Genomic DNA, 23262 nt, shown 5'->3' with positions numbered 1-23262 from the left:
TTTGGATAGCTGCAAGTGGAGAGAGATATTTTGATACGATGAAATAAAGGAGGATGACGCTAATAATACTTGTAAAAATAACAATCGCAGTTTGTATAAATGCAATTTTATAAACTGGAGCTTCTATTTGTTCTATTGGCTCTCCAACGCAAGCAGTATAAATTCCAGAAACTTTTGCACACACAGCAAATCTTTCACTATTATCTTTTGGTCTAGTATACTCAAAAGGTTCAAAATCTTTCTTGGTTTTTGCAAGATTTGCAATTGCACTAATATCATAACCTTGTTGTAAAAGAGCTTTGTCTGTAGAAACAAATACTTTATTTTCTTCATCAAATACAAAAGTTCTACCTGGTAAATTTTCAAATTCAGCTTGCAAATCTGCTGCAAGAACATCTACGGCCAAAACTCCTATAAATTTACCATCTTTATAAAGTGGAATAGAATATGTAAAGCAAGGTAAATTTGTAGTTACATCAATATAAGATGGGGTAATATAAAGTTTATTTGTTTTAACTGCTTCTATATAATATTCTCTTGTTCTAGCATCATAATTATCAGCTTTTCCATAAATTCCAAAATCCAAATTTTTAGCATCAGAGTCTGGATTGCTTACAACAACTTCACCATTTGGTTGAGCAATGTAAACTGCTAAGAATCTTCCAACATCTCTAAAATTCTTTAAATCTTTTCCAACATAATGCATTAAAGCATCTTGACTATCTAACTGTTCTACAGGATGCTTTAAAATACTTTTAGCCAAGTTTTCAAGAGCTAAAGAATTTCTTGCCTTAAAAGACTCCATAGAATTTTTAGCCGTTTTAACATAATTTATTTCAGCATTCACAACTTCATGAAAAATTGCTTGCTTTACAAATATAAATGTTACAACACCTAAAATTATCAAACACACTACTGCGATTAAATTTGCAATCAGTGAAACCTTCAATTTTACGCTTTTCATAATTTAAGCGCTCCTTTCTAATATTATTTTATAGGGATATCTACATAAAGTTTTAGAATTATAAATTAAAAAATTTAAATTTTTACTTAAATTTAAAAGTTATAAAAAATTAATTTAATAAATATTAAATTAATTTATATTTATTATTTTTATTTAAAGTAATATCGCTTCGAAAATTCTATGTATTAAGCTTAATATCGTTATAATTTAAAAAAATTTATATCGAAGGAAATATTTTGAAAAAAATTATATTATTTATCTTGTCTTTAGGGATATTTTATACTTTCACGCAAGCTAAAAACTTCGAACAAGATCAAAATAATAACAGCAATTTAGTTAGTGTCAGTATAGCACCTCAAGCATTTTTTGTTAAAAAAATAGCTGCAAATACTCTAGATGTCAATGTTATTTTGCCCCCAAATGGCAATGAGCATGATTTTGAATTTAAACCAAGCACTATGAAAAAACTTGAAAAAAGTGATATTTATTTCACCATAGGCTTAGAATTTGAAAAAGTTTTTACGGATAAATTTAAACAAAATTTTCCAAAACTTCAAGTTGTAAATATGCAAAAAAACATAGCTTTGATTCAAACTCATGATACACACGAACACTCTCATGAGCATGAACACCACGAACATGAGCATTTTGATCCTCATACTTGGCTAGATCCTATTTTGGTCCAAACTATGGCTTTAAATATTTATGACGCCTTGATTCAAAAATATCCACAAAATAAAAATTTATATAAACAAAATTTAGATAAATTTTTAGCAGAATTAGATAGTTTAAATTTACAAATTGCCTCAAAATTAGAAAAATTAAAAAATAGAGATTTTGTAGTTTATCATCCTTCTTGGACATATTTTGCAAAACGCTATAATCTTACGCAAATTCCTGTAGAAATTTTAGGCAAAGAACCAAAAAGCAAAGATTTGCAAAAACTTATCACTCTAATGAAAGATAAAAATTTAAAAGTCATTTTTGTTCAAAATGGTTTCCCTGAAAATGCAGCAAAAACACTTGCTAAAGAATGTGATGCAAAAATTTACAAAATAGATCATTTATCTTATGATTGGGAAAACGAGCTTTTAAAAACTGCTGATGCCTTTTCTCATGATTTATAATCAGGCTTTTTGATGCTTTTTTTTGAAATTTCTAATCTAAACTACGCTTATGATAATGAAATCATCTTAAAAAACATCAATCTTAGCTACGACAATAAAGACTTTCTCTCTATCATAGGTCCAAATGGTGCAGGAAAATCAACACTCGTAAAACTTATCTTAGGGCTTTTAAAATCCAAAAATGAAATCCATTTCAAAGCTCTTCAAAGAAAAGAAATAGGCTATGTTCCTCAACACACTCTAGCCAATCCTAATTTTTGTCCAAGAGTACTTGAAATCGTTCTTATGGGACTTGTAAGTAAAAAAATTTTTGGTTTTTATGGGAAAAAAGATAAAGAAAAAGCTATGCAAGCTTTAAGAAGCGTAGGAATGGAAAAATTTTGGAACAAAACAATTGATTCTCTAAGCGGAGGACAAAGACAACGTGTTTTTATCGCAAGAGCCTTAGCTAGTGAATGTAAGATGCTTATTTTAGATGAACCTACCGCAAGCGTTGATAACAAGTCTGCTATACAAATTTTTGAACTTCTAAGCTCCTTGCACCAAAAAGGTATGGGAATTTTACTCATTTGTCACGATATCAACCTTGTATTAGCTTATAGCGATAAAATTGCACATTTAAACAAAGAACTTTTCTTGCATACCAACACTAAAGAAAAAGAAAAAAGTTCATTTTTAAAACACTTATACGAAAACCACTCTCATTTTTGTGATGTAGAAATGAGTTTAAATACTTGTTTTTGCGATGAAGAAAATTGCGATAGTAAAAAACTATGCGAACAAGAATTTACAAGAAGAAATTTGAAAAAAACAGAATTTAAAAAAGAAAATTTTTGTTTAAAATTTTCAAAGGAAAATAATGCTTGAAATTTTAAATTTCACCTTTTTTCAAAACGCTTTACTAGGAGCGATTTTAGTCAGTATAGCTTGTGGGATCATAGGTACTTTGGTGATGATAAATCGCCTTTTTTCTATGGCTGGAGGTATAACACATGGGGCTTTTGGTGGTATAGGTATAGCTTTTTATTTCTCTTTACCTATTTTATTAAGCACGGGAATATTTACTTTATTTTTGGCTTTTTTAGTAGCTTTTTTAGCTAAACACTATGAACACAGAAGTGATAGTATTATCGCTGTAATCTGGGCTTTTGGAATGGCTGTTGGGATTATTTTAATCGATTTAAGCCCTAGTTATAACACAGATTTAATGGCTTATCTTTTTGGGAGCATTTTGGCTGTAGGAACGCAAGATTTATGGCTTATGGCTTTGGTTGATAGCGTGGTGGTACTTTTGATCTTTTTATTTTATAGACAATTTGAAGCATTAAGCTTTGATGCGGAATTTGCAAAAGTTCGTGGTATCAATACAAGTTTTTTTCATTATCTTTTAATCGCCCTTATGGCTTTTTGTATAGTTATTTCTATACGCCTTGTAGGGCTTATTTTGGTTATGGCTTTACTTAGTATCCCAAGCTTTATTGCTGAAAATTTCACTAAAAGACTTGGCTTTATCATGATTTTGGCAAGTTTTTTAAGTATGATTTTTTGTGTTTTAGGACTTATACTTAGCTATTATCTTAATCTCTCAAGCGGTGCTTGCATCATAGCTGTAGCTTGTTTTGGTTTTTTAGTGCATTTGATAGGCAAATTTTTAAAAAGGTAAAGGTGCGAATAACACTTGCACTTTTATATCTTTTTGCCCTTGTTCTTTAAAATACAAATGTTCGCTTGCCTTAAAAACAAAAAATTTTTCTGCGATTTTTCTTTGTAAATCTTGAGTTTTTTCACATAAAGGATACACAAGTTTAATATCATAAATTTTAAATTTGCAAGCATAAGCAAACATTTGATACAAATCGCTTTGTTCTATACCCTGTTTTTTATCATCTTCACTATCATTTGGAATTTTCCATTTGGTATCTAGGATCGTTTTATTTTCTATATATAAATCAGGCTTTAACATGAAACAATTTTCATCATTTTTTGAGATTAAATACTTTCCATTGTTTTGAACTTTAATATCTTGAGTTGGATTTACTTTTTTTAGCATATAAGCTACATAATCTTCAAAAATTTTCTCCATAGGAAAAAGCAAAGCAAAAGCTTCATTTTTACCATGATAAGGCATAAAACTTTCATTTGTTAAGAAAATTTTACACCACAAAAGCAAGCTTTCATAATAATCAAAATGTCTTGAAATTTTATAACTAAAATCTTTTTCATAATTTTTAGAAAATTCTACCTCATCAAGCATTTGCATGGCTTTTATAAGTCTAAATTTATTCAAACTTGTTTTGGATTTTAAAAAATTTAGCGTTGATTTTATCAAACGATTGGGTGCTATATCTAAAACAAACTCATCATTGCTTGTAAAAAATCTTTCTTTGTGTATCAAATTTCGCTTGATATGCTCGTTAAATAGTAATTTTCCCTTTAAAAAAGCCCTATTTTCTTCGCAACTTAGATAAGATCTCATCAAGCCTTTTTTATATACGCTATCAAATTCATCTAAAAACATAGTGATAAACACTTCAAATAAAGGAATTTTAGAACTTTGCAAAGATGAAATTTGCGATTTTTTAAAGGGGGAGTTTTTTAAGGTTTTTAGCATATTTATCAAAAGATTTTTGGGATTAAATTTAAAATCTTTTTCATAAAAATCATTATTTTTAGAAATATTGTCTAATTCATAGTATCTTTTTAGTTTTTCTTTATCGTGATTTGAAGAGCTATCTTCTTTTTTATAGCTATCTAAATTCGTGCATTTTGGCAAGATCTCCAAAACCCCACTTTTAGTCTGTATAATGCCGACATAATTTTTAGCTTTTAAGGTATTTTTATTTTTAAAGCCTAGAAGATTTTCATTATTTTTTGCAAAATCTTCTAGCTCTTTATAAAACCCTTCGGCCTTTTCTTTGAAAATTTCTTTTAAATCTTCTTTAGAAAAAGCTTGGTGTTCGATGATGGAAAAAGTGCTATTCATTTTCGTTTTTTAATTTATTTGCTATTTCATCATTATAAATTGCTTGATATATTTCTATTTTATCCCAAATTTTATCATCAAATGAAGCAATATTATAAATACTTCTCTCGCTATTAACACTATCTAGATTTTTTATTTTTTGAAGATATTTATCATCTTTTTTATCTTCAAAAATCATACCATTATCATTTAAAACCGCATTAATCAAAGCATAATCATTATAAAAATACTCTTGCAAAAGCGGGATAATTTTGTTTTGAAAAATACTTTTTAAATCATTTAAATTTTCAACACCTATAAAAAATGCGTGTCCTATGGTTTTTTCTCTATCTAGTAAATATTCTATACGAGTGTTTATAGCTTTTAATAATTCTTGTAAATTAATACCTTCGCAATCCATAGATAATTTGCTCACATCAGGCATCATCTCAATAAATTCAAAGCGTCTTCGCAAAGCTGTATCAAGAGAAGTTATGCTTCTATCGGCTGTATTCATAGTGCCTATGATATAAACATTTTTAGGCACTCCAAATTTTTCACCGCTATAAGGCAAAGTCACTTTTAACTCTTCTTTTTCACCTATCCTTTTACTAGGCTCTATCAAGGTTATAAGCTCACCAAAAATCTTACTTACATTACCACGATTGATTTCATCGATGATGATTATATAATTAGATAATTTTGGTAAATATTCTTCATAGAAATAATCTAAAATAGCTTCATAATGCTTTTTATAAGTATTGATAGTTTCTTCATTATTGAGTGTTCCTCGAAGTTTATTTATTATTATATTGTTTTTATTTGTAAAATAATATGAATATGAAAAACCAACTTCACTAATCAAATCATTAAAAGTTTGAAGAAAAATTAATTTCTCATCTTTATGTTTTAAACCCTTTTTACCATCTTCCTTATAGTATTCAAATTTATAACCATTGAAATTTATCGACGATGACTCACAATCTTTCCAAAAAGAATTTTGAATTTCTTGAATATTATTTTTTTTATTTACTCTATCACAAAAATCTTTAAAAATTCCATCTTTTATTTCATATTCTATTTCTTTAGAATTTTCTTTGCTATCTATGCGAGGCTTTATACCTTCTACAAATTCTTCATATCCATAGCTTTGATGAAAAGTAGCAAATACTATTTGTCCCTTTCTTACATACTCATCAAATTTTGCTTTTTTCTCATCTCTACTTTCTAAATTTTCGCCCAAAATTTCCAAAGCTTTATCTATAGTATGATAAGTCTTTCCTGTCCCTGGAGGTCCATAAAGAATTTGATTTAAAGGTGGATTTAATTTATTTTTTTTAAAATAATTATTTAAAAAATTATAATAATGATTTAAAACACCTATATATCGCCTTTTAACATTATCATTTGTTTTATTAAATTTTTCATTATTTTCTATTTGCTGTTTGCAATATAAAAAATCATCTATACTATTACAATTTAATAAATTATTATTCTTTAAATAACTAGAAATTTTTTCAATATCTTTAATATATGTTTTTATAGTATCTTCTTTTAGCTTGCTATCATTATCTTTTGATATATCCTCAAGATATTTTTTAAATAAATCTAAAATTTTATTTGTATATTTTTCCCTATATTGAAACATATTTTTCCCTATATTGAAACCATAAAGGAATAGATAAATTTTCCACCATTTTGATTAATGATAAATTTTTATTTTCTAACAATTTTTCATAAATTTGATATGTTTTTAATTTTTCTTTAAATTCATTCAAAGATATTAAATCTAAAACATTTTTAGAAAAAATATTAACTATTTTTATATTATTTACATCTTGATAATGAAAAGCTATTTTCCATTTAATGGCATCTCCAAAATCTATATTTTCTATCCAAAAAGTAAAATCATTCCTATCTTGATTATCTTTTTTAATACTAGCATATTCTTCAAGAGTCATACTTTCAACTTTTTCTAAAGTCCAAATTCTTTGAAATTCTAAAAATTTATTTTCTATGTTTTTCTTTTGTTCTTCATTTAAACTAGTATTCATTTAAATTCCTTAAAAACAAAAAATATTTAAATCACCACTGCACAAAAGTTTTAGCTTTTTTTATATCATTAAAATTTATAGTGATTTTTTCTTGAATTTCTAAATTTTCTAAAATTATATTTCCATTTTCAACAAAAAGTATTTTTGCTTCGATTTTTTCTTTTTCATTGGTTGCGATCTTCACAAGTTCACCTATACTTTTTGCAAAATGTTCTATCTTACTAAGTTTTCTTTCAAGTCCTGGTGAAGATACTTCTAAAAAATACTCTCCATTTACAGGTGGTTCTACATCAAAAATAGGCGATAAAATTTCACTAAGCCTTGCACAATCATCAAGATTTACCCCGCCTTCTTTTTGCACATAAATTCTATAAATTTTTCTGCCATTTTCACTTACTAGCTCATCATCATAAAAGCTAAGTTCTGCTTCTTTGCAAAGGGCTTCAAGATTCATTTTTATCCTTTTTTATTTTTTCAAAAAGTGCATCCATATGGTTTTGATACTCAAGCCTATCATCAAATTTAAAGTGAAAATTCGGACACCTATACCAGCCCTGCTCACTCATGCAGTAATTTTGCAAAGCTCTACTTGCCTTTTTTAAAGAAGATAAAATTTTTTCTTGCTCATGAACATTAAAAAACATCTTATCAAGATACACAAAAGCATCGTATCTGCCTTTTTTACACTCTACATCCACTACACACAAATTTTTCAAATTTTCATCATCTAAATTTGCTAAAGCTTCAGGGATCAGCTCTTTTAAGATGCTTTCAGTGCGTAACTTTTTAATCTCACTTGGATTCATAGACTTGCTTGTTCCTCTACTTCTTTATAGCTTTCTATATAATCACCCACTCTCATATCATCACACCCTTCTATACCTACGCCACACTCATAGCCTTTTGCCACTTCTTTAGCATCATCTTTAAAGCGTTTAAGCGAGCTTACATTTCCTTCATAAACCACAACTCCATCACGGATAAGGCGAATTTTAGCTCCACGATTAATCACCCCTTCAGTTACCATACAACCTGCAATTTGTCCGATTTTTGGCACATTGATCACTTGTCTAATCTCTGCTTGTCCTAATTGCTCTTCAGAAATAATCGGACTCATCATACCACCAAGCAAGGCTTTTACATCGTCTAAAAGATTATAAATCACATTATAGGTTTTAATTTCTACGCCTTTATCCTTAGCACGCTCTTTAACTTCCCCTGTTGGGCGTATGTTAAAACCTAGCACTATAGAGTTTTCACTCGCACTTGCAAGCTCTATATCGCTTTGTGTGATCCCTCCTACCCCGCTATGAATGATATTCACTTTAATCTCATCATTTCTAAGTTTTTCTAAACTTGCTTTTAAGGCTTCTAAAGATCCTTGTACATCAGCTTTTAAAATAACAGGCAAGGCTTTTAGATTACCTTCTTTGATCTTAGCTCCAAGCTCATCAATGCTAACTTTAGTAGATTTACTAAGTTCTTTTTGGCGATTGTATTCATGGCGTTTATTAGCGTATTCTCTTGCTTCTTTATCGGTTTTTACTGCGATTAAAATTTCACCTGCATCTGCTACTTCGCTAAGCCCTACGATAACCCCACATTCGCCTGGTTTGATTTCTTTTAAGGCTTTACCTTGATCATCACTCATCGCACGCACTTTTCCATAAGCCTCGCCTGCAACCACAGTACTTCCTACAGTAAGTGTTCCATTTTGCACGATGATAGTAGCTACCGCACCACGCCCTTTTTGCACAGAACTTTCTATAATGCTTGCTTTAGCAAAACTTTTTGGATTGGCTTTAAGTTCTAAAATATCAGCTTGTAAAAGCACGATCTCAAGCAAATCTTCAATCCCCATTCCTGTTTTAGCCGAAACCCCTACAAATTCATAAGATCCACCCCATTCTACTGGCATGATTTCCATTTCTGCGAGTTGAGTTTTTACCATATCAGGATTTGCTGCTTCTTTATCCATTTTGTTAATAGCAATAATAATAGGCACACCTGCTGCCTTAGCATGATTTATCGCTTCTTTAGTTTGTGGTTTTACCCCATCATCTGCAGCTACAACGATGATTACAATATCAGTGATACTTGCACCCCTTGCACGCATAGCAGTAAAAGCTTCGTGACCTGGAGTATCGATAAAAGTAATTTTACGCCCATTTTTTTCTACCATATAAGCACCCACGTGCTGAGTAATACCCCCTGCTTCACCACTTGCAACGCGTGATTTTCTAATATAATCTAACAAAGAAGTTTTACCATGATCAACATGCCCCATGATGGTAATCACAGGTGCTCTAGTCACTAAATCTTTTTCATCAATCTCTTCTTCATAGTCTTTTACATAATCAAACTCATCAGCCTCGTTAATGATATTGATCTCTATACCAAATTCAGCAGCCAAAATTTCAATCGCATCTTCATCTAAGAAATCATTTTTTGTTGTCATCATTCCAAGCATGAAAAGTTTTGAAATCACTTCACTAGTGCTTTTTCCTATCTTATCAGCGAATTCATACACACGAATTTCTTTAGAAATAGCAACGCTACTTACTTCTTCTACTTCCTTTTTTTCAATCTTTTTAGGTGGTTTTTTACGACTTCTTCTTTGAATTCCACCTTCAAGTCCAAAACCCGCAGAATTTCCAACAGCTTGTCTTATAAAATTAGGTTGTTTTTTATTGATATTTTGTGGTTTTTCTTGTTCTTTTACACTAAAATCAGGTAACACTACCTCATCTTCATCATCTAAAGAAATATCACCAAAATCATGTTCATCTAAAAAATTCATTTTTTCAGTACTTTCTTTTTTACTCGCAGCAATAGATTTTTTTTCTTTTTTCTTTTTCTTTAAACTCTCATCAGCATTTGAAAACATAGTTTTTAAACTTAAGCGCTCTTCATTATTGATAGATATATCATTTGAATTTTTTACTTCTTCTTTTTTAACTTGAATTTCTTCTTCGTCTTTTTTCTTTTTAACAATAACAAGTCCGCGTCTTTTGGCTAAAGTTGCACTAGCAAGGCTTTGTGGCTTATGAGCATCAATAATTTCTTGTTTTTCTTCCTCTTTTGCATTTTCTTTTTTAACTTTTAATTCTTCTTTTTTAACTTCTTGTTTAAGCTTTTCTTCTTTTTTAGGTTCTTTTTTTTCAGATTCATTTAGCTTTTCTTGTTCTTTTATATTTTCTTTTTTAGGCTTTTTTGCCGTAGGAGTTTTGATATTTTTCTTAAAAGCTTCTGGAATTTCTCTTGTTTGTATATACTCATAAATAGCTGCCGCAATCTCAGGTTCTACAGCATTTGATGCTGTTTTAATTCCAAGTCCTAATTCATTTGCCTTTTCAATAATTTCCTTACTATCATAACCTAATTCTTTTGCGATTTCATGAATTCTAATCTTTGCCATTTAAAAATATCTCCTTAAGTCCTTGCTGAGTAATTTTAGTATTTAAATTTTTACATATTTTAGAAAATGCTTTTTGTAAGATTTTATCTTCTTTCTCAATACAATTTTGACATAAATATCCGCTTCTTCCATGTTCTGCTTTAGGCACAATATCTCCTAAAACAACTTTAAATCTAAATAACATATTTTGCTCAAAGCGGTTTTTACACACTATGCACATTCTAATTGGTATATGTTTTTTCAAAATTATATCTTTTTTTTATATTTTTTAGCAAATTTCAAAGCCATTATCATCAAATTCTAAATATTGCACACGAAAATCTTTAAATTTTGTTTGCATTTTCTTTGCCAAAGCTAAAGCATCATCTTTGAAAGCTAAAGAAAAAAAGCTCGATCCCGAACCTGAAAGTGTGCTCATTAAAGCTTTATTTTCCAAAGCAAATTTTTGTACTTCAAAAAGCTCAGGTAAGTTTTTCATACGATTGATTTCATGAAGCTTATCTTGACTTGCAAATTTTAAAAATTCATATTTTTTCTCCAAAAAACAAGCGGTTAAAAATGAAGCATGAGAAAGGTTGAAAACCGCATCATTAAAACTTAAATTTTTAGCCAAAGTTTGGCGTGATTGTTCCGTGCTCATTGCCAAATTTGGGATCACAACCACAGCAGCTAAATCTTTATCAATCTCTTTTTTGATACTATAAACTTTATTTTTTTCAACCAAAGAACACACAAAACCACCAAGAGTAGCTGGAGCGATATTATCTGGATGGTTTTCATAAATTAAAGCTTCATCTAAAATACGTTCTTTTTCTACCTTAAATCCACTCATATAATAAGCACTGGCAATAGCTCCAACAATCACAGCTGAAGAGCTTCCTAACCCTCTTGAAAGAGGAATGTTATTTTGAAAAATAAAACGAAAATTATCTTTTTTTCCGCTTAGTTTTTCATAAATTTCATAAAAAATATTTACAAATATATTGTTTTTTTTAAGAAAAATATTATCACTGCCCTCACCTCCAATACTAATGCTAAAAACACCTGATTTTTGGATTTGAGTTTCATTAAAAAGCTTTAAACTAAGTCCTAAACAATCAAAACCTGGCCCTAAATTCGCACTCGTAGCGGGAACTAAAATTTTCAAATTTCATCCTAAATTGCATCTAAAAAATAAAAGGGAAGATTATCATTATTTAGTTTAAGCTCTTGTAAATTTTTTGGTAAAAAAAACTCTGCTGGGATATTTTGCTCTAAACAAATTTCACCCTCCTTATATACAAAACAAAAGTTTTTATTTGCACTTATGGGTTTATAGCCATTTAATTCAAAAGCACTCACCGCAAATAAAGGAATATTTTTCACTATACTTAAAGTACTCAAACTTACATAAGAAATTTTAATCCCCATATAAGAACCTGGACCATTAGCATAAATTAAACTTGTAAAATCATATTCTTTAAGCAATTCATCTAAAATTTTTGGTAAAAATTCGCTTGCTTTTTCTTCACTTTTATAAGTTTTTATAAGTTTATCATCTTGATAAATTCCGATCATTAAAGGCTTAGATAAAGCATTAAGCAAAAGAGAGGTTTTTATGCAAATACCTTTTCATAAGCTTTTTGGGTTGTTTTTTCAAGGCTTACAATTTCATAAGCATCTTTATCTTTTAAAACTTCTTTAGTAAGCAAATGATTTAAATGATGACTCCCAGCATATGAAGTATAATCTCCAAAAACACGATATCCAAGTAAGGTTAAATCTCCAATTGCATCTAAAATTTTATGTCTTACAAACTCATCTTTGAAACGCAAACCCTCAGGATTTAAAATACGATTTTCATCTACCACTATAGTATTTTCTAAACTTCCACCTAGTGCTAAATTCATACTCCTAAGGGCTTGAACATCTTTTAAAAAACCAAAAGTTCTAGCTCTTGCTATGTTTTCTATATAATTTTTTTTGCTGAATTCAAAATTGTAACTTTGTTCACCTATAACAGCATTGTCAAATTTAATCGTATAGTTAATACGGGGTTCTTTAGTAGGAGTTAAACGCACAAATTTATTACCATCTCTTACTTCTATAGGCTTTTTAATTACCATAATTTTTTTAGGCGCATCAAGTTCTTTTACCCCTGCTTCATCAAGCATCATACAAAAACTAATACTTGATCCATCCATAACAGGAGCTTCATTTGCATTTAAAACTATGCGTACATTATCGATTCCATAAGCATTAATCGCACTCATTAAATGCTCTATTGTAGAAATAAACCCCCTTTCATCTCCTAAAACAGTTGCCATTTGAGTATTGATCACATTTTCAGGACTTGCCTTATAGCTTGCATTAAGATCACTTCTAAAAAATACTATACCACTATTTGCTTCTAAAGGCTCTAAAATAATTTCTATAGGTTCACCCTTATGAAGTCCTATACCTACGCCTTTGACAGTTTTTGCTAAAGTTAATTGTTTCATTAATTTTTTCCTAAAATTATCTTTTTACCATCATTTAAAACATTGTAAATATTATTTTCTATCCATTTTTTATCTTGCCATTGTTCAGGACGCGTTTCAACTCCTTGAACCAAAACTCCAAAATGCAAATGATCACCTAAGGCTAAACCACTTGTTCCTGTTTTACCTATAATGCTTTGTTTATTAATCATTTCATCTAAATCAACATTTTTAGAAGAACAGTGCCCATAAAGACTATATACTCCAAAACCATGATAAACAATTAAATTTAAACCATAAATTCCATTTTCAGCAGCAAAAACAACCTTGCCTGTGTTATTGCTTATGATAGGAGCTTGTGCTACGCTTGCTAGATCAAGCCCCATATGATAAGAATCACTCACAAATTGCCCATTATAAGAATAATACCTATGATCAGCAAAATCCGCTACTTTCATACCATTTTTAAGAGGTAAAAATAAATTCAAATCAAAATTATCAATTTTTTCCTCAGGTACTTTTGAAGTGATTTCATGGATAAGTTCTTCATTGCTATTTCTTAAAGTTTCATTGACAAACTTAAATTTTTCATAACGATTGAGATTATTATCTTTTGGAGCGTATTGATTTGCTAAATTCTCAATCTTTCCATCTAAAAATTTATCCGTTAGATTGATATTTGAAACACGATATTTACGATTAACAAAATAATACCTTATACGTTCTTTTGAAATATTTCCCGCTTTATCCGTAGCGATAACAAATGCACGAAATTCCTCATCTCTTGCATCCCAAGCAATCAAAGCCGCATAATATCCTTCTTTTACATAAGGTGTAACTTTAAAGATTTTACCTTTATTTGTTTCTATATACACCTTATCTAAATTAGCATCATCAGCCTTAAAAACAACTGCCCCAGCACCGCCTTGATCGATTTGGTAAGAATTGCTTATGATATTGATTTTTGGAGCCGTATTATCTACTAATACCGCAATTTGTTTTCTTGCTTCATTGCCACTAAAAAAATTCCAAAAACTAGAATCTTTAGCTATCACCTCCAAAACAAAAGATTTTACATTTTCTTTGTAACCAAATTTTGGCAAAGCAACTTGTAAGGTAATATCTTTTAAATTAGAAATCTTTTCATCTGCTATAACCATTGCACTAGTATTGTCGTCTTTATGCAATATAATTTGTACATTTTTGATAGAACTTTCATCATCTTTAACATGCACTAAAATAGGTTTTTTAAGATCAGTATATACAACATCTGGCATTAAAATTTGAGGAGGATTTTTTTCAAAAATACTTAATCTTGAAATAAAAAAAATCAAAATTGCTATTAAAACTAAAATTAAAACAGATAAATAAGTTTTGCCTTTTCTTTTTGCCATAACCTTCCTTAAAAATTTTCAATGTTTTTGTTGTTTTTAGTATAAATTCTATTATATTTTCAGTAAATATCTAGCAAATTTATAAAATTTCTCTTAGAGTATTAGCCTGTTTCATCCATTCTCTTAATTCATCATTTTTGTCTAATTGTATCATTTGTTTACATCTCTCTAATTCTTGTTGAAAAAAATCAATAGAACTTAATAAGTTATCTTTATTTTGTAAAAAAATACTTTCCCACATTTGTGGCGATGATTTGGCAATTCTGCTCATACCTTTAAAAGATCCTCCAGCTAAATGAACAATATTTCTTTTATCCTCTTCTTTCATTACAAAATTTGCCAAAGAAAAACTTATAACATGAGGCAAATGAGAAATAATAGCAGCATGATGATCATGGGCTTTACTATCCATAAAAACAATTTTCATCCCTAAATGAGAAAAAATTTCTACTGCTCTTTTTTGATGCAAGTCATCAGCTATTTCACTATCACAAAGAACACAAACTGCATCTTTATAAAGCTCTTTAAAAGCCGCTTTTGGACCTGAATTTTCAGTTCCTATCATAGGATGAGCAAAAAGAGTTTGTTTGATTAAATTCTTAGGCAAACTTTCTATAATTTTTCTTTTTGTACTTCCAAGCTCTATAATTGTTACATTAGAAGGCAAATCAACTAACTTTTGCAAAATTTCTATAATAGCATTAACAGGAGTTGCGACAAAAATCATATCACATAAAGCTAAATCTTTAAATTCTATAAGCTCATGAATAAGACCTAATCGCAGGGCATCTTTTTCATTTTCTTTACTTAAATCCATACCATAAACACAAGAAATAAGCTTATTTTCTTTCAAACAAAGCCCTAAAGATCCACCCATAAGCCCAAGCCCTATAATTGCTATTTTCATACTTTCTACCTTAGTTTTTTTGTTAAATTTTTTTTGCTATTATACAGCTTTTAATAAAGCTTTAGGTAAAAAATCAATGAAAAAACATCTTATTAGTATTTGTGCTTTAGTTGCTATAGCCAATGCAGCAACCATTAAGGATATTAAATTTATCGGATTAAACCACTTATCAAATACAAGTGCCATAAATATTACAGGGCTTAAAATAGGAGAAGAAATAGATCCTGCAAAAATCAACACTGCTATTCTTAATCTTTATAAACAAAATTATTTCGAAAATATTTCAGTTGAAAACAACAATGGAATTTTGGAAATTATAGTTACTGAAAAACCAACTATAGCAAAGGTTAGTATAACAGGTATAGCTTCAAATGATAGAAAACAAGTTGAAAGTATTTTAGGGATTAAAAGAGGTACGCTACTTGATGAAGGAAGTATAAAAGAAGCTATTGAACGCATTAAAGCTTATTATGAAGCAAAAAGTTATTTTGATACTATTATAGAATACAAAAAAAAGACTTTAGAAAATACCGATGGGTTAGAGCTTGAATTTATAGTAAATCGTGGTGAAAATATCATTATTGATAATGTTCATTTAAGTGGAGCCAAGAAATTTTCATATTCTGATATAGAACCTTCAATTGTCAATAAAGAAAAAGAATTTATGGGTTGGATGTGGGGACGCAATGATGGAAAATTAAAAGTTTTTGAGCTTAGCAATGATAGTTCAAGAATTGCTGATGAGTACATGAAAAAAGGATATTTAGATGTTCAAGTATCTCCTCCTTATCTTAAAACCTACACAGATACTTATCAAGCAAATTTGACTTATTTTATCAAAGAAGGAAAGCCTTATAAAATTAAAAGTATAAACATAGAAAATCCTTTATTTGATGATAAACAAAATACACAAACCGTAAAAGATTTAAGATCAAGCGCTGGCAAAACTATCAATATTGAAGACATTAGAAAAGATGTTAAAACCATAGAAACACAAAGTGCTGATTTAGGTTATGCATTTGTAGAAGTCTATCCTGATATTCAAAAAAATGATCAAACTCAAGAAGCTACTGTTGTATTTAAAGTAATCCCTCATGATAAAGTTTATATAAGAAATGTTATTATTTCAGGAAATTCACGCACTGTAGATCGCGTCATACGCCGAGAATTATATATAACAGAAGGTAATTTATACAATAGAACAGACTTAAGCGAGTCAAAAAATGCTTTAAAAAGAACTTCTTATTTTGACGATGTGAATATCAAAGAAGAAAAAGTTGACGATACACATATTGATTTGATTGTTGATGTTAAAGAAGCTTCTACAGGAGCTATTTCTGGAGGCATTGGCTATGGATCAAGCGATGGTATTTTACTTAATGCTTCTTTATCAGATACAAATATTTTTGGTTCAGGGATAAAAAGCTCTGTAAGCGTAGATAAAAGCGATGATACCTTATCAGGAAGGATTAGTCTCATAAATCCACGCGTTCTTGATAGTCAATATAGCCTAGGTGGAACACTTTATTCAAATGACTATGAATGGGATAATTATTCAGAAAAAAATTACGGCTTTGATATAACAGTTGGACGCCAATTTGCAAGATACTATAATGTAAGCTTAACTTATAATCTTGAACAAAGCGATATTTATCACTTAAGTCCAACTCTTTTAAGAACAGGATATGAACTTGGCAAAAGTATTAAAAGCTCTATAACTCCAGCAATCACCTTTAACAATACAGATGATTATTATCTGCCACGATCAGGTATCATTGCTTCAACTAGTTTAGAATACGCTGGACTTGGCGGAGATCAAGAATTTATTTCATCAAGCTCTAAATTTAACTTTTATCAAGGTTTGCAAGACTATATAGGATATGATCTTATTTATCGCTACAAAGCAAGCTTTTATAAAGTATGGAATGAAGGTTATTTACCAATTAACCAAAGAATTTATTTAGGTGGTATTAGATCGATACGCGGTTTTGAAAGCAGAACGGTAAGTCCTAAAAACCAATGGGGAGATGAAGTGGGAGGAACCATAGCTTTTGCCAATTCCGTAGAACTTAGTTTTCCTTTGATTGATAGAATTAAACTTCGTGGTAGCGTGTTTTTTGATTATGGTATGATAGGACGCAAAAATTTAGATGAAATAAAAAGAATGAGTACAGGTATAGGCATTGAATGGATTACACCAATTGGACCTTTACAACTTGTATTTGCCAAACCTCTTAATGATAAAAAAGGTGATGATACTAACAGTTTTGAATTTAATCTTGGAACACGCTTTTAATGAAAGAATTTTTAGATGCTTGCTTGAATGCAAATTTACAAATACGCAAGTATCTAAACAATATCCCACAAAATGATCTTAAACTTTGCTCTAAATTAGGCTATGATGAAAATCAAGGCTATGAGCTTGACTTAAAATGTGAACAAATTTTCATAAAATATCTTAGTTGTTTTGGGCAAATTTTTTCTGAAGAAAGTGGCTTGATCGGGAAAGATAACCCAAAACAAATGATTCTTGATCCTTTGGATGGAAGTTCAAATTTTGTTTCTAAAATACCATTTTATGGAACTTCTATAGCTCTCATAGAAAAAGATCAGGCAAAAAGCGCTTTTGTTTGCAATCTTGTCAGTCAAGAAATTTTTGCTTTTAATAACAATCAAGCTTTTAAATCTAATCTTTCCGATCCAAAATACTCACCCTTAACACCTAATCTATTTTCTAAAATAGGTATAGTTGAAAAAATTTCACTTTATCCAGAACTTCTCGATTTTTTAACAAAAAATCAATTAAAATTTCGCTCTTTGGGCGCAACAGCCTTAAGTCTCGCTTATGCTTCGTATTTTAGTTTTGTATTAATTCTTGGAAAAACACGAATTTTTGATACAGTAGCTGCTTTAACAATTCATCAAAATTTATATATAGAAAAAAATGAAAATTTCCTTCTCCTAAGCCAAGACAAGAAAATTTTTGATATAATCTTAGAATTTTTAAAAAATAATTAGGTGAATATATGAATTTTGCAGATATTTTTTCAAAAATAAGAAGACAACAACCTAGCGTTAAAGAAGCTCCAAATCACTGGATAAAATGCCAAAGTTGTCATGCTTTGATGTATTATAAAGAAATAGAATCTTGTTTTAATGTTTGCCCTAAATGTAATTATCACATGAGAATTTCAGCTGATGAACGTATTAAACTTTTAAGCGATGAAGGCAGTTTTATTGAGTATGATGCAAATTTAGAGGCTATAGATCCTTTAAAATTTGTTGATAGCAAATCCTATAAAAAACGCCTTAGCGAAGGTGAAAGTAAAACAGGTAGAAAAAGTTCTGTTATTAGTGGAGAATGTGAAATCAATGGTTTAAAAACCCAACTTGTTGTATTTGATTTTTCTTTTATGGGTGGATCTTTAGGTTCTGTTGAAGGAGAAAAAATCGTTAGAGCTGTACAAAGAGCCATCACAAGCAAAACTCCTCTTGTCATCGTAAGTGCAAGCGGTGGAGCTAGAATGCAAGAAAGTACTTATTCTTTGATGCAAATGAGTAAAACTAGCGCCGCACTTAAACTTCTTAGCAAAGAAAAACTTCCTTATATTAGCATTTTAACTGATCCTACTATGGGCGGAGTAAGTGCTTCTTTTGCTTGGCTTGGAGATTTAATCATCGCTGAACCTGAAGCTTTAGTAGGTTTTGCTGGTGTAAGAGTTATTAAACAAACTATAGGAACAGATTTACCTGAAGGTTTTCAAAAAGCAGAGTTCTTGTTAGAACATGGACTTATAGATGCCATAGTTGAAAGAGGAGAACAAAAACAATATCTTAGCGATGTACTAAAATTTTTTAGTGGAAAATAATTTGCAAGTTAATATCTTTTGTATTCAAAAAAGTGATGAATTTAAAACTTGGAGTGAGAAATACTCTAAACTTATTTCTAAATACGCCACTTTAAAAGAAATAAATGTTTTTAATAAAAAAATAGCCTTAGCTCAAAATTTAAATGCCATAGAAGCAAAAAAAAGCTATGAAGAAGCTTTTATGCCTTATAAAAAAGGCTATTGTATCGCTCTTGATGAAAAAGGGAAAGAACTTACAAGTATAGAATTTGCAAAACTCATCCAAGATAAAAATGAATTAAGTTTTTTTATAGGCGGTGCTTATGGTTTAAGAGAAGAATTTAATCAAAGTTTGGATTTTAGACTATCATTAAGCAAACTTACTTTAGCACATCAATTTGTTAAAACCTTACTTTTAGAACAAATTTATCGTGCATTTTGCATCAACAACAATCACCCTTATCACAAATAGAAAGTTTTAAAATGAAAAAAAATGAAATACAAAATTTCAAAAATATTTTAGAAGAAAGAAAAAAAACCATCTTAGAAAATTTGCAAAGCAATTCAAATGAAATCGAAGCTCTTCACAATAGCGTCCCAAGCGATAGTGTAGATTTTTCTGTCATAGAAACAGGCTCTCAAATTGACTTTACTATCAGCACCAATCTCAAAGAAGAACTTATAGAAATCGAAAATTCTTTAGATAAAATCAAAAACGGCACTTATGGAATTTGCGAATCTTGTGATGATGAAATCGACTCTCAAAGACTAAAAGTCAAACCTCACGCAAGATATTGTATCACTTGCCGTCAAATTGCAGAACAAGGAAAAAAACATGAAAATTAAACTCTTTTTACTTGCAAGTTTTATTTATATAGCACTTATTTTTGCCTTTGCTTGGCATCTAGAACTAGGAAGCTATACTCTAAATATCAGTACTTATACCTTTGAACTACCTATTATGATATGGCTTGTTATTCCTTTATTTGTTTATATGATTTTAGCCGTTTTGCACATAGCATTTTATGGATTTTTGCGTTATTTAAAATTTAAGCATTTTTTTAAAGATACAGCTAAATTTGAAGCTTATACTCAAGATTTGCTCCTTGAAAAAGATCTTAAAACCACTTTTCAAACAAAAGAATTTAGAGCTGTGGCACAACTTTTTAAAACCCTAAAAACACATGAAAAAATTCCACACTCAAATAAAATCAATGAAATTTTAGATCTTATTGATGGTTTAAATAAAAACGAATTTTTTAACCTTAGTAAATTTAAACTCGAAAATAACAATGTTTTATATTTGCAAAATGAAAAAAATCATCTCAAAAACGATGCAAATTATGCCTATAGCAAACTTAAAAACCTTAATGAAATCAAAGATGAATTTGAAGAAATTGCTTTTAATACTCTTATAGAAAAAGCTAGTTATGAACAAATTAAAAATGTAAAAATCCCTAAAAAGCCTTCTGAAGTTCTCACACTTATCAAGCGTTTTAAAGAAGGAAATTTAGAACTTAGTGCAGCAGAATACGAAGTTTTACTTTCACACAATATACTAAGCGAAAAAGACTATCTTAACGCAGCAAAACTAAGTACTAAACTTTTAAATCCTGATGCTATTTTAGGAATTTTTAACAAAATTAAAAATGAAAAAAGCGAAGCTTTAAGAGCACATTTATATCTTTTAGCTGAATTTGGACTTTTAGATGAGTTAAGAGAGCAAATTCGCAATGATGATAAGAAATTTAATGATTTTAAGGCCTTTTTAGCCTTGCGTGAAAAAAATATCAAAATCAATCTAAACCAACTCATACAATGATAGATTTTAGCAAAAAACCTTTATTTTTAGCTCCTATGGCAGGTTTTTCAGATCTGCCTTTTCGTAATGTAGTAAAAAAATTTGGTGCTGATATTACCATAAGCGAAATGATAAGTTCTAATGCTTTAGTTTATGAAAGTTCTAAAACTCTACATATGCTAGAAAGAGCTGAATTAGAAAATCCTTATATAGTCCAAATTGCAGGTGGAGATAAAGAAGTGCTAAAAAAAGCAGTGCAAATGCTAAATGAAATGGATTTTGTAGATGGGATTGATTTTAATTGCGGTTGCCCTGTAAATAAAGTTGTTAAACAATGTGCTGGCAGTGCTTTGCTAGAAAATTTAGAGCTTTTTAAAAATCTTGTAGGAGTAATTAAAGAAAACAATAAAAAAAACCTTACAAGTGTAAAATTTCGACTAGGATTTAATGAAAAATATCCTGAAAAAATGGCTAAAATTTGTGAAAGCTTGGGGGTGGATTTTGTAAGTATTCATGGACGCACAAGAAAACAGCTTTATAGCGGAAAAGCCGATTATGAATCCATTGCCAATGCTAAAGCGAGCGTGAAAATTCCTGTGATTGCAAATGGCGATATTAACGCACAAAACGCTAAAGAAGTTTATAAAATCACAAAATGTGATGGACTCATGATAGGGCGTGCAAGCGTAGGAAATCCTTGGATATTTTATGAAATCAAAAGCGGTAAAAGTGTAGATGAAAAACTCAAAAAAGAAATCATACTCACTCATTTTGATGAAATGATAAAACACTACAAAGATCAAGGTGTAAGTATATTTCGCAAGCATTTACACGAGTATTCTAAAGGGCATAAAGACGCTTCAGCCTTTAGAGATGAAGTCAATCGTATCAATGATGCTAAGATAATGCAAGAAAAAATCGAAAATTTTTTCTAAACCCTAGTTTGTCCTATAAGATTATTTAATCTATCCATTATAGATCCAACATAAGAATTTATACTTTCACTACTTGCTTTCCAGCCATTAGCTTTTGCTTGATTAAACTGATTATCAAACCAAGCTCCACCATAGCCTATACTTGTATTTTGCCAAGCAACTCCTTTTTCCATTGCATAAATATCTGCGTCAAGCCAACCATCTTGTGCATAGCCTTTTAATAAACTTGCAAAATCTACCTTGCCTGTCATAATGTCATCTAAGGAAGCTAATGATCCATCAAAGCTTTCTTTAGCCATAGCTTCAGCGTAAGACTTAGCTATAGGATTTAATGTTGCACTACCTTCTCTTGGCGATACACCCGTTGATTTTAAAAAACTCATAAACAAAGCTTCTTTAGAGTAGCTTCCATCTTCATTTTTTGGATAAACTGACATATCAGGATTGAAAGTATCTATTGCAGTGTCTTTATCTAAATTTTGAGTTTGCATACTTTGCGGAGTGAAATTTAATGGTTGTAAGCCTATATTAATATGTCCAAACATTCCTAATTGTTCTGCTTCATTATATTGCTCTTGTGTATTATAATAGTTTGTTATTGTTAGCTTATCATAATTTTTCGGCATAATACCTATAGTTTTATCAGATGATAATTCACTAATTCCCTTAGGCATAGAATTTATATCTGCTTCAGTGAAACTTGTTTTATTGGTATCATTAAAAGCATGATTAACAATTTGATTAAATTGGTTATAGTATTGTTTTATGGTTTCAGCCATATCTATGTTTGTATAATATTTATCTATACCTAAATATTTTTTTATATCTGAAGTATAAGAGTTATTTTCAGCCTTCCTCTCTATCTCATCCAAAGTAGATTTATGTATCTTAAAATCTTCAGGTAATCCTGCGGCTTTGTTAAAATCACTTCCCATATAACCATCTTTATCTACACTATAACCATAGGCTGTATTGGTAGAAGTATTACTTATATCTGCTTGTTTATATTTTAGAGTATAAATAGAGTTTTTAAATTCACTTGATATATCATAATTAGGAGAACTTGTTTTACTACTTATACTAAAATTAGTGTTATTGCTAGTATTTGTTGTATTAGTAGAATTTAATACTTCACTTCTTGCTAGAGTTTGTGAATTTGCATTTTGAATTTCATTTAACTTACTAGCATTTTGTTTTAAAAAAGCATTAGCAAAACTTATTTTAGAATTTTCTTTACTTTCTTTATTAGCTTTTGCTTGTGAAAGTATAGAATTATAGTTTGAGTTATCATTGATGCTAAAGATACTCATATTAATTCCTTGATTTAGATTTTTCTGCCTTCAATCTAAATATATTAAAATAATATAAGCAAGATCTGTTCCGTTTTGGGGTG

Annotated in this window: 24 protein-coding genes; 10 read left to right on the top strand and 14 right to left on the bottom strand. The window is 29.6% G+C overall.

What is annotated here, in order from left to right; genetic code table 11:
- The coding region (locus AJ885_RS07415) for a cache domain-containing protein (RefSeq protein ID WP_214283771.1) at positions 1 to 964 on the bottom strand (964 nt) is incomplete at its 3' end.
- A 236-nt stretch (positions 965 to 1200) separates the two neighbouring features.
- On the opposite strand from AJ885_RS07415, the gene AJ885_RS07410 reads away from it, so the two are divergent.
- From AJ885_RS07410 to AJ885_RS07400, 3 genes are read left to right on the top strand one after another with little or no spacing between them, the layout of a single operon-like run.
- A complete protein-coding gene (locus AJ885_RS07410; protein WP_070281015.1) occupies positions 1201 to 2091 on the top strand; it encodes a metal ABC transporter solute-binding protein, Zn/Mn family in 891 nt (296 codons plus the stop codon).
- 12 nt (positions 2092 to 2103) lie between these two features.
- Entirely contained in the window at positions 2104 to 2958 is an 855-nt protein-coding gene (locus AJ885_RS07405; RefSeq protein ID WP_070248302.1) for an ABC transporter ATP-binding protein, read from the top strand.
- Positions 2951 to 3754 (top strand): metal ABC transporter permease, encoded by an 804-nt coding sequence (locus AJ885_RS07400; RefSeq protein ID WP_002903408.1) that lies wholly within the window; start codon positions 2951 to 2953, stop codon positions 3752 to 3754. The genes AJ885_RS07405 and AJ885_RS07400 overlap by 8 nt, the downstream gene beginning before the upstream one ends.
- On the opposite strand, the gene AJ885_RS07395 is transcribed toward AJ885_RS07400, so the two are convergent.
- From AJ885_RS07395 to AJ885_RS07345, 12 genes are all read right to left on the bottom strand, one after another.
- Positions 3743 to 5074, bottom strand: coding sequence for an McrC family protein (locus tag AJ885_RS07395; RefSeq protein ID WP_070210203.1), 1332 nt, complete (start codon positions 5072 to 5074; stop codon positions 3743 to 3745). The genes AJ885_RS07400 and AJ885_RS07395 overlap by 12 nt on opposite strands.
- Positions 5067 to 6701, bottom strand: a complete 1635-nt coding sequence (locus tag AJ885_RS07390; RefSeq protein ID WP_284675388.1) for an McrB family protein — start codon at positions 6699 to 6701, stop codon at positions 5067 to 5069. Before AJ885_RS07390 ends, AJ885_RS07395 begins: the two co-directional genes overlap by 8 nt.
- Complete coding sequence (locus tag AJ885_RS10700) at positions 6688 to 7107, bottom strand: hypothetical protein (RefSeq protein ID WP_250537493.1); 420 nt, start codon at positions 7105 to 7107, stop codon at positions 6688 to 6690. The genes AJ885_RS07390 and AJ885_RS10700 overlap by 14 nt, the downstream gene beginning before the upstream one ends.
- Before the next feature lie 31 nt (positions 7108 to 7138).
- Entirely contained in the window at positions 7139 to 7561 is a 423-nt protein-coding gene (gene rimP, locus AJ885_RS07385) for a ribosome maturation factor RimP (protein ID WP_070210202.1), read from the bottom strand.
- Positions 7551 to 7913 carry a 30S ribosome-binding factor RbfA gene (rbfA, locus tag AJ885_RS07380; protein ID WP_002778650.1) on the bottom strand — a complete coding sequence of 121 codons (363 nt, stop codon included), beginning with the start codon at positions 7911 to 7913 and terminating at the stop codon, positions 7551 to 7553. The genes rimP and rbfA overlap by 11 nt, the downstream gene beginning before the upstream one ends.
- Positions 7910 to 10525, bottom strand: a complete 2616-nt coding sequence (gene infB, locus AJ885_RS07375; RefSeq protein WP_070210201.1) for a translation initiation factor IF-2 — start codon at positions 10523 to 10525, stop codon at positions 7910 to 7912. The genes rbfA and infB overlap by 4 nt, the downstream gene beginning before the upstream one ends.
- Positions 10512 to 10769: a DUF448 domain-containing protein gene (locus AJ885_RS07370; protein WP_002870410.1), complete on the bottom strand. Its 258-nt coding sequence runs from the start codon at positions 10767 to 10769 to the stop codon at positions 10512 to 10514. Before AJ885_RS07370 ends, infB begins: the two co-directional genes overlap by 14 nt.
- A gap of 24 nt (positions 10770 to 10793) precedes the next feature.
- Positions 10794 to 11672, bottom strand: coding sequence for a homoserine kinase (gene thrB, locus AJ885_RS07365; protein WP_070210200.1), 879 nt, complete (start codon positions 11670 to 11672; stop codon positions 10794 to 10796).
- Between the two features lie 8 nt (positions 11673 to 11680).
- Entirely contained in the window at positions 11681 to 12082 is a 402-nt protein-coding gene (locus AJ885_RS07360; protein ID WP_002851789.1) for a tRNA threonylcarbamoyladenosine biosynthesis protein TsaB, read from the bottom strand.
- 38 nt (positions 12083 to 12120) lie between these two features.
- Positions 12121 to 13005: a UDP-3-O-acyl-N-acetylglucosamine deacetylase gene (gene lpxC / locus AJ885_RS07355; protein ID WP_070210199.1), complete on the bottom strand. Its 885-nt coding sequence runs from the start codon at positions 13003 to 13005 to the stop codon at positions 12121 to 12123.
- Complete coding sequence (locus AJ885_RS07350; protein WP_070248299.1) at positions 13005 to 14378, bottom strand: M23 family metallopeptidase; 1374 nt, start codon at positions 14376 to 14378, stop codon at positions 13005 to 13007. The genes lpxC and AJ885_RS07350 overlap by 1 nt, the downstream gene beginning before the upstream one ends.
- A 79-nt stretch (positions 14379 to 14457) precedes the next feature.
- Entirely contained in the window at positions 14458 to 15285 is an 828-nt protein-coding gene (locus AJ885_RS07345; protein WP_070281013.1) for a prephenate dehydrogenase, read from the bottom strand.
- Between the two features lie 76 nt (positions 15286 to 15361).
- Between AJ885_RS07345 and bamA the strand changes: the two genes are divergently transcribed.
- The 7 genes from bamA to AJ885_RS07310 are packed head-to-tail and all read left to right on the top strand — an operon-like array spanning position 15362 to position 21869.
- A complete protein-coding gene (gene bamA, locus AJ885_RS07340; protein ID WP_070281012.1) occupies positions 15362 to 17581 on the top strand; it encodes an outer membrane protein assembly factor BamA in 2220 nt (739 codons plus the stop codon).
- Positions 17581 to 18303 carry an inositol monophosphatase family protein gene (locus tag AJ885_RS07335; protein ID WP_002860954.1) on the top strand — a complete coding sequence of 241 codons (723 nt, stop codon included), beginning with the start codon at positions 17581 to 17583 and terminating at the stop codon, positions 18301 to 18303. Before bamA ends, AJ885_RS07335 begins: the two co-directional genes overlap by 1 nt.
- Positions 18304 to 18311: 8 nt before the next feature.
- On the top strand, positions 18312 to 19154 hold the full coding sequence (accD, locus tag AJ885_RS07330; RefSeq protein WP_070281010.1) for an acetyl-CoA carboxylase, carboxyltransferase subunit beta: 843 nt from the start codon (positions 18312 to 18314) through the stop codon (positions 19152 to 19154).
- A gap of 1 nt (position 19155) precedes the next feature.
- Positions 19156 to 19605, top strand: coding sequence for a 23S rRNA (pseudouridine(1915)-N(3))-methyltransferase RlmH (locus AJ885_RS07325; protein WP_002870404.1), 450 nt, complete (start codon positions 19156 to 19158; stop codon positions 19603 to 19605).
- A gap of 11 nt (positions 19606 to 19616) precedes the next feature.
- The gene (dksA, locus tag AJ885_RS07320; protein ID WP_002857406.1) at positions 19617 to 19979 is read left to right on the top strand and encodes a molecular chaperone DnaK suppressor DksA; all 363 of its coding nucleotides are present in this window, start codon (positions 19617 to 19619) and stop codon (positions 19977 to 19979) included.
- On the top strand, positions 19969 to 20955 hold the full coding sequence (locus AJ885_RS07315; RefSeq protein WP_070281008.1) for a hypothetical protein: 987 nt from the start codon (positions 19969 to 19971) through the stop codon (positions 20953 to 20955). Before dksA ends, AJ885_RS07315 begins: the two co-directional genes overlap by 11 nt.
- Positions 20952 to 21869 (top strand): tRNA dihydrouridine synthase, encoded by a 918-nt coding sequence (locus AJ885_RS07310; RefSeq protein ID WP_044779385.1) that lies wholly within the window; start codon positions 20952 to 20954, stop codon positions 21867 to 21869. Before AJ885_RS07315 ends, AJ885_RS07310 begins: the two co-directional genes overlap by 4 nt.
- Here the strand turns inward: AJ885_RS07310 and AJ885_RS07305 are convergent.
- On the bottom strand, positions 21866 to 23179 hold the full coding sequence (locus AJ885_RS07305; protein ID WP_070281007.1) for a Cj0814 family flagellar-dependent secreted protein: 1314 nt from the start codon (positions 23177 to 23179) through the stop codon (positions 21866 to 21868). The genes AJ885_RS07310 and AJ885_RS07305 overlap by 4 nt on opposite strands.
- Between the last annotated feature and the right edge of the window lie 83 nt (positions 23180 to 23262).

This window comes from Campylobacter sp. BCW_6464 (assembly GCF_001762775.1).
In the GTDB taxonomy this organism is placed as follows: Bacteria; Campylobacterota; Campylobacteria; order Campylobacterales; family Campylobacteraceae; genus Campylobacter_D; species Campylobacter_D jejuni.
The sequence above is the reverse complement of the archived record's forward strand: the minus strand, read 5'-3'. Positions and strand labels throughout refer to the sequence as shown.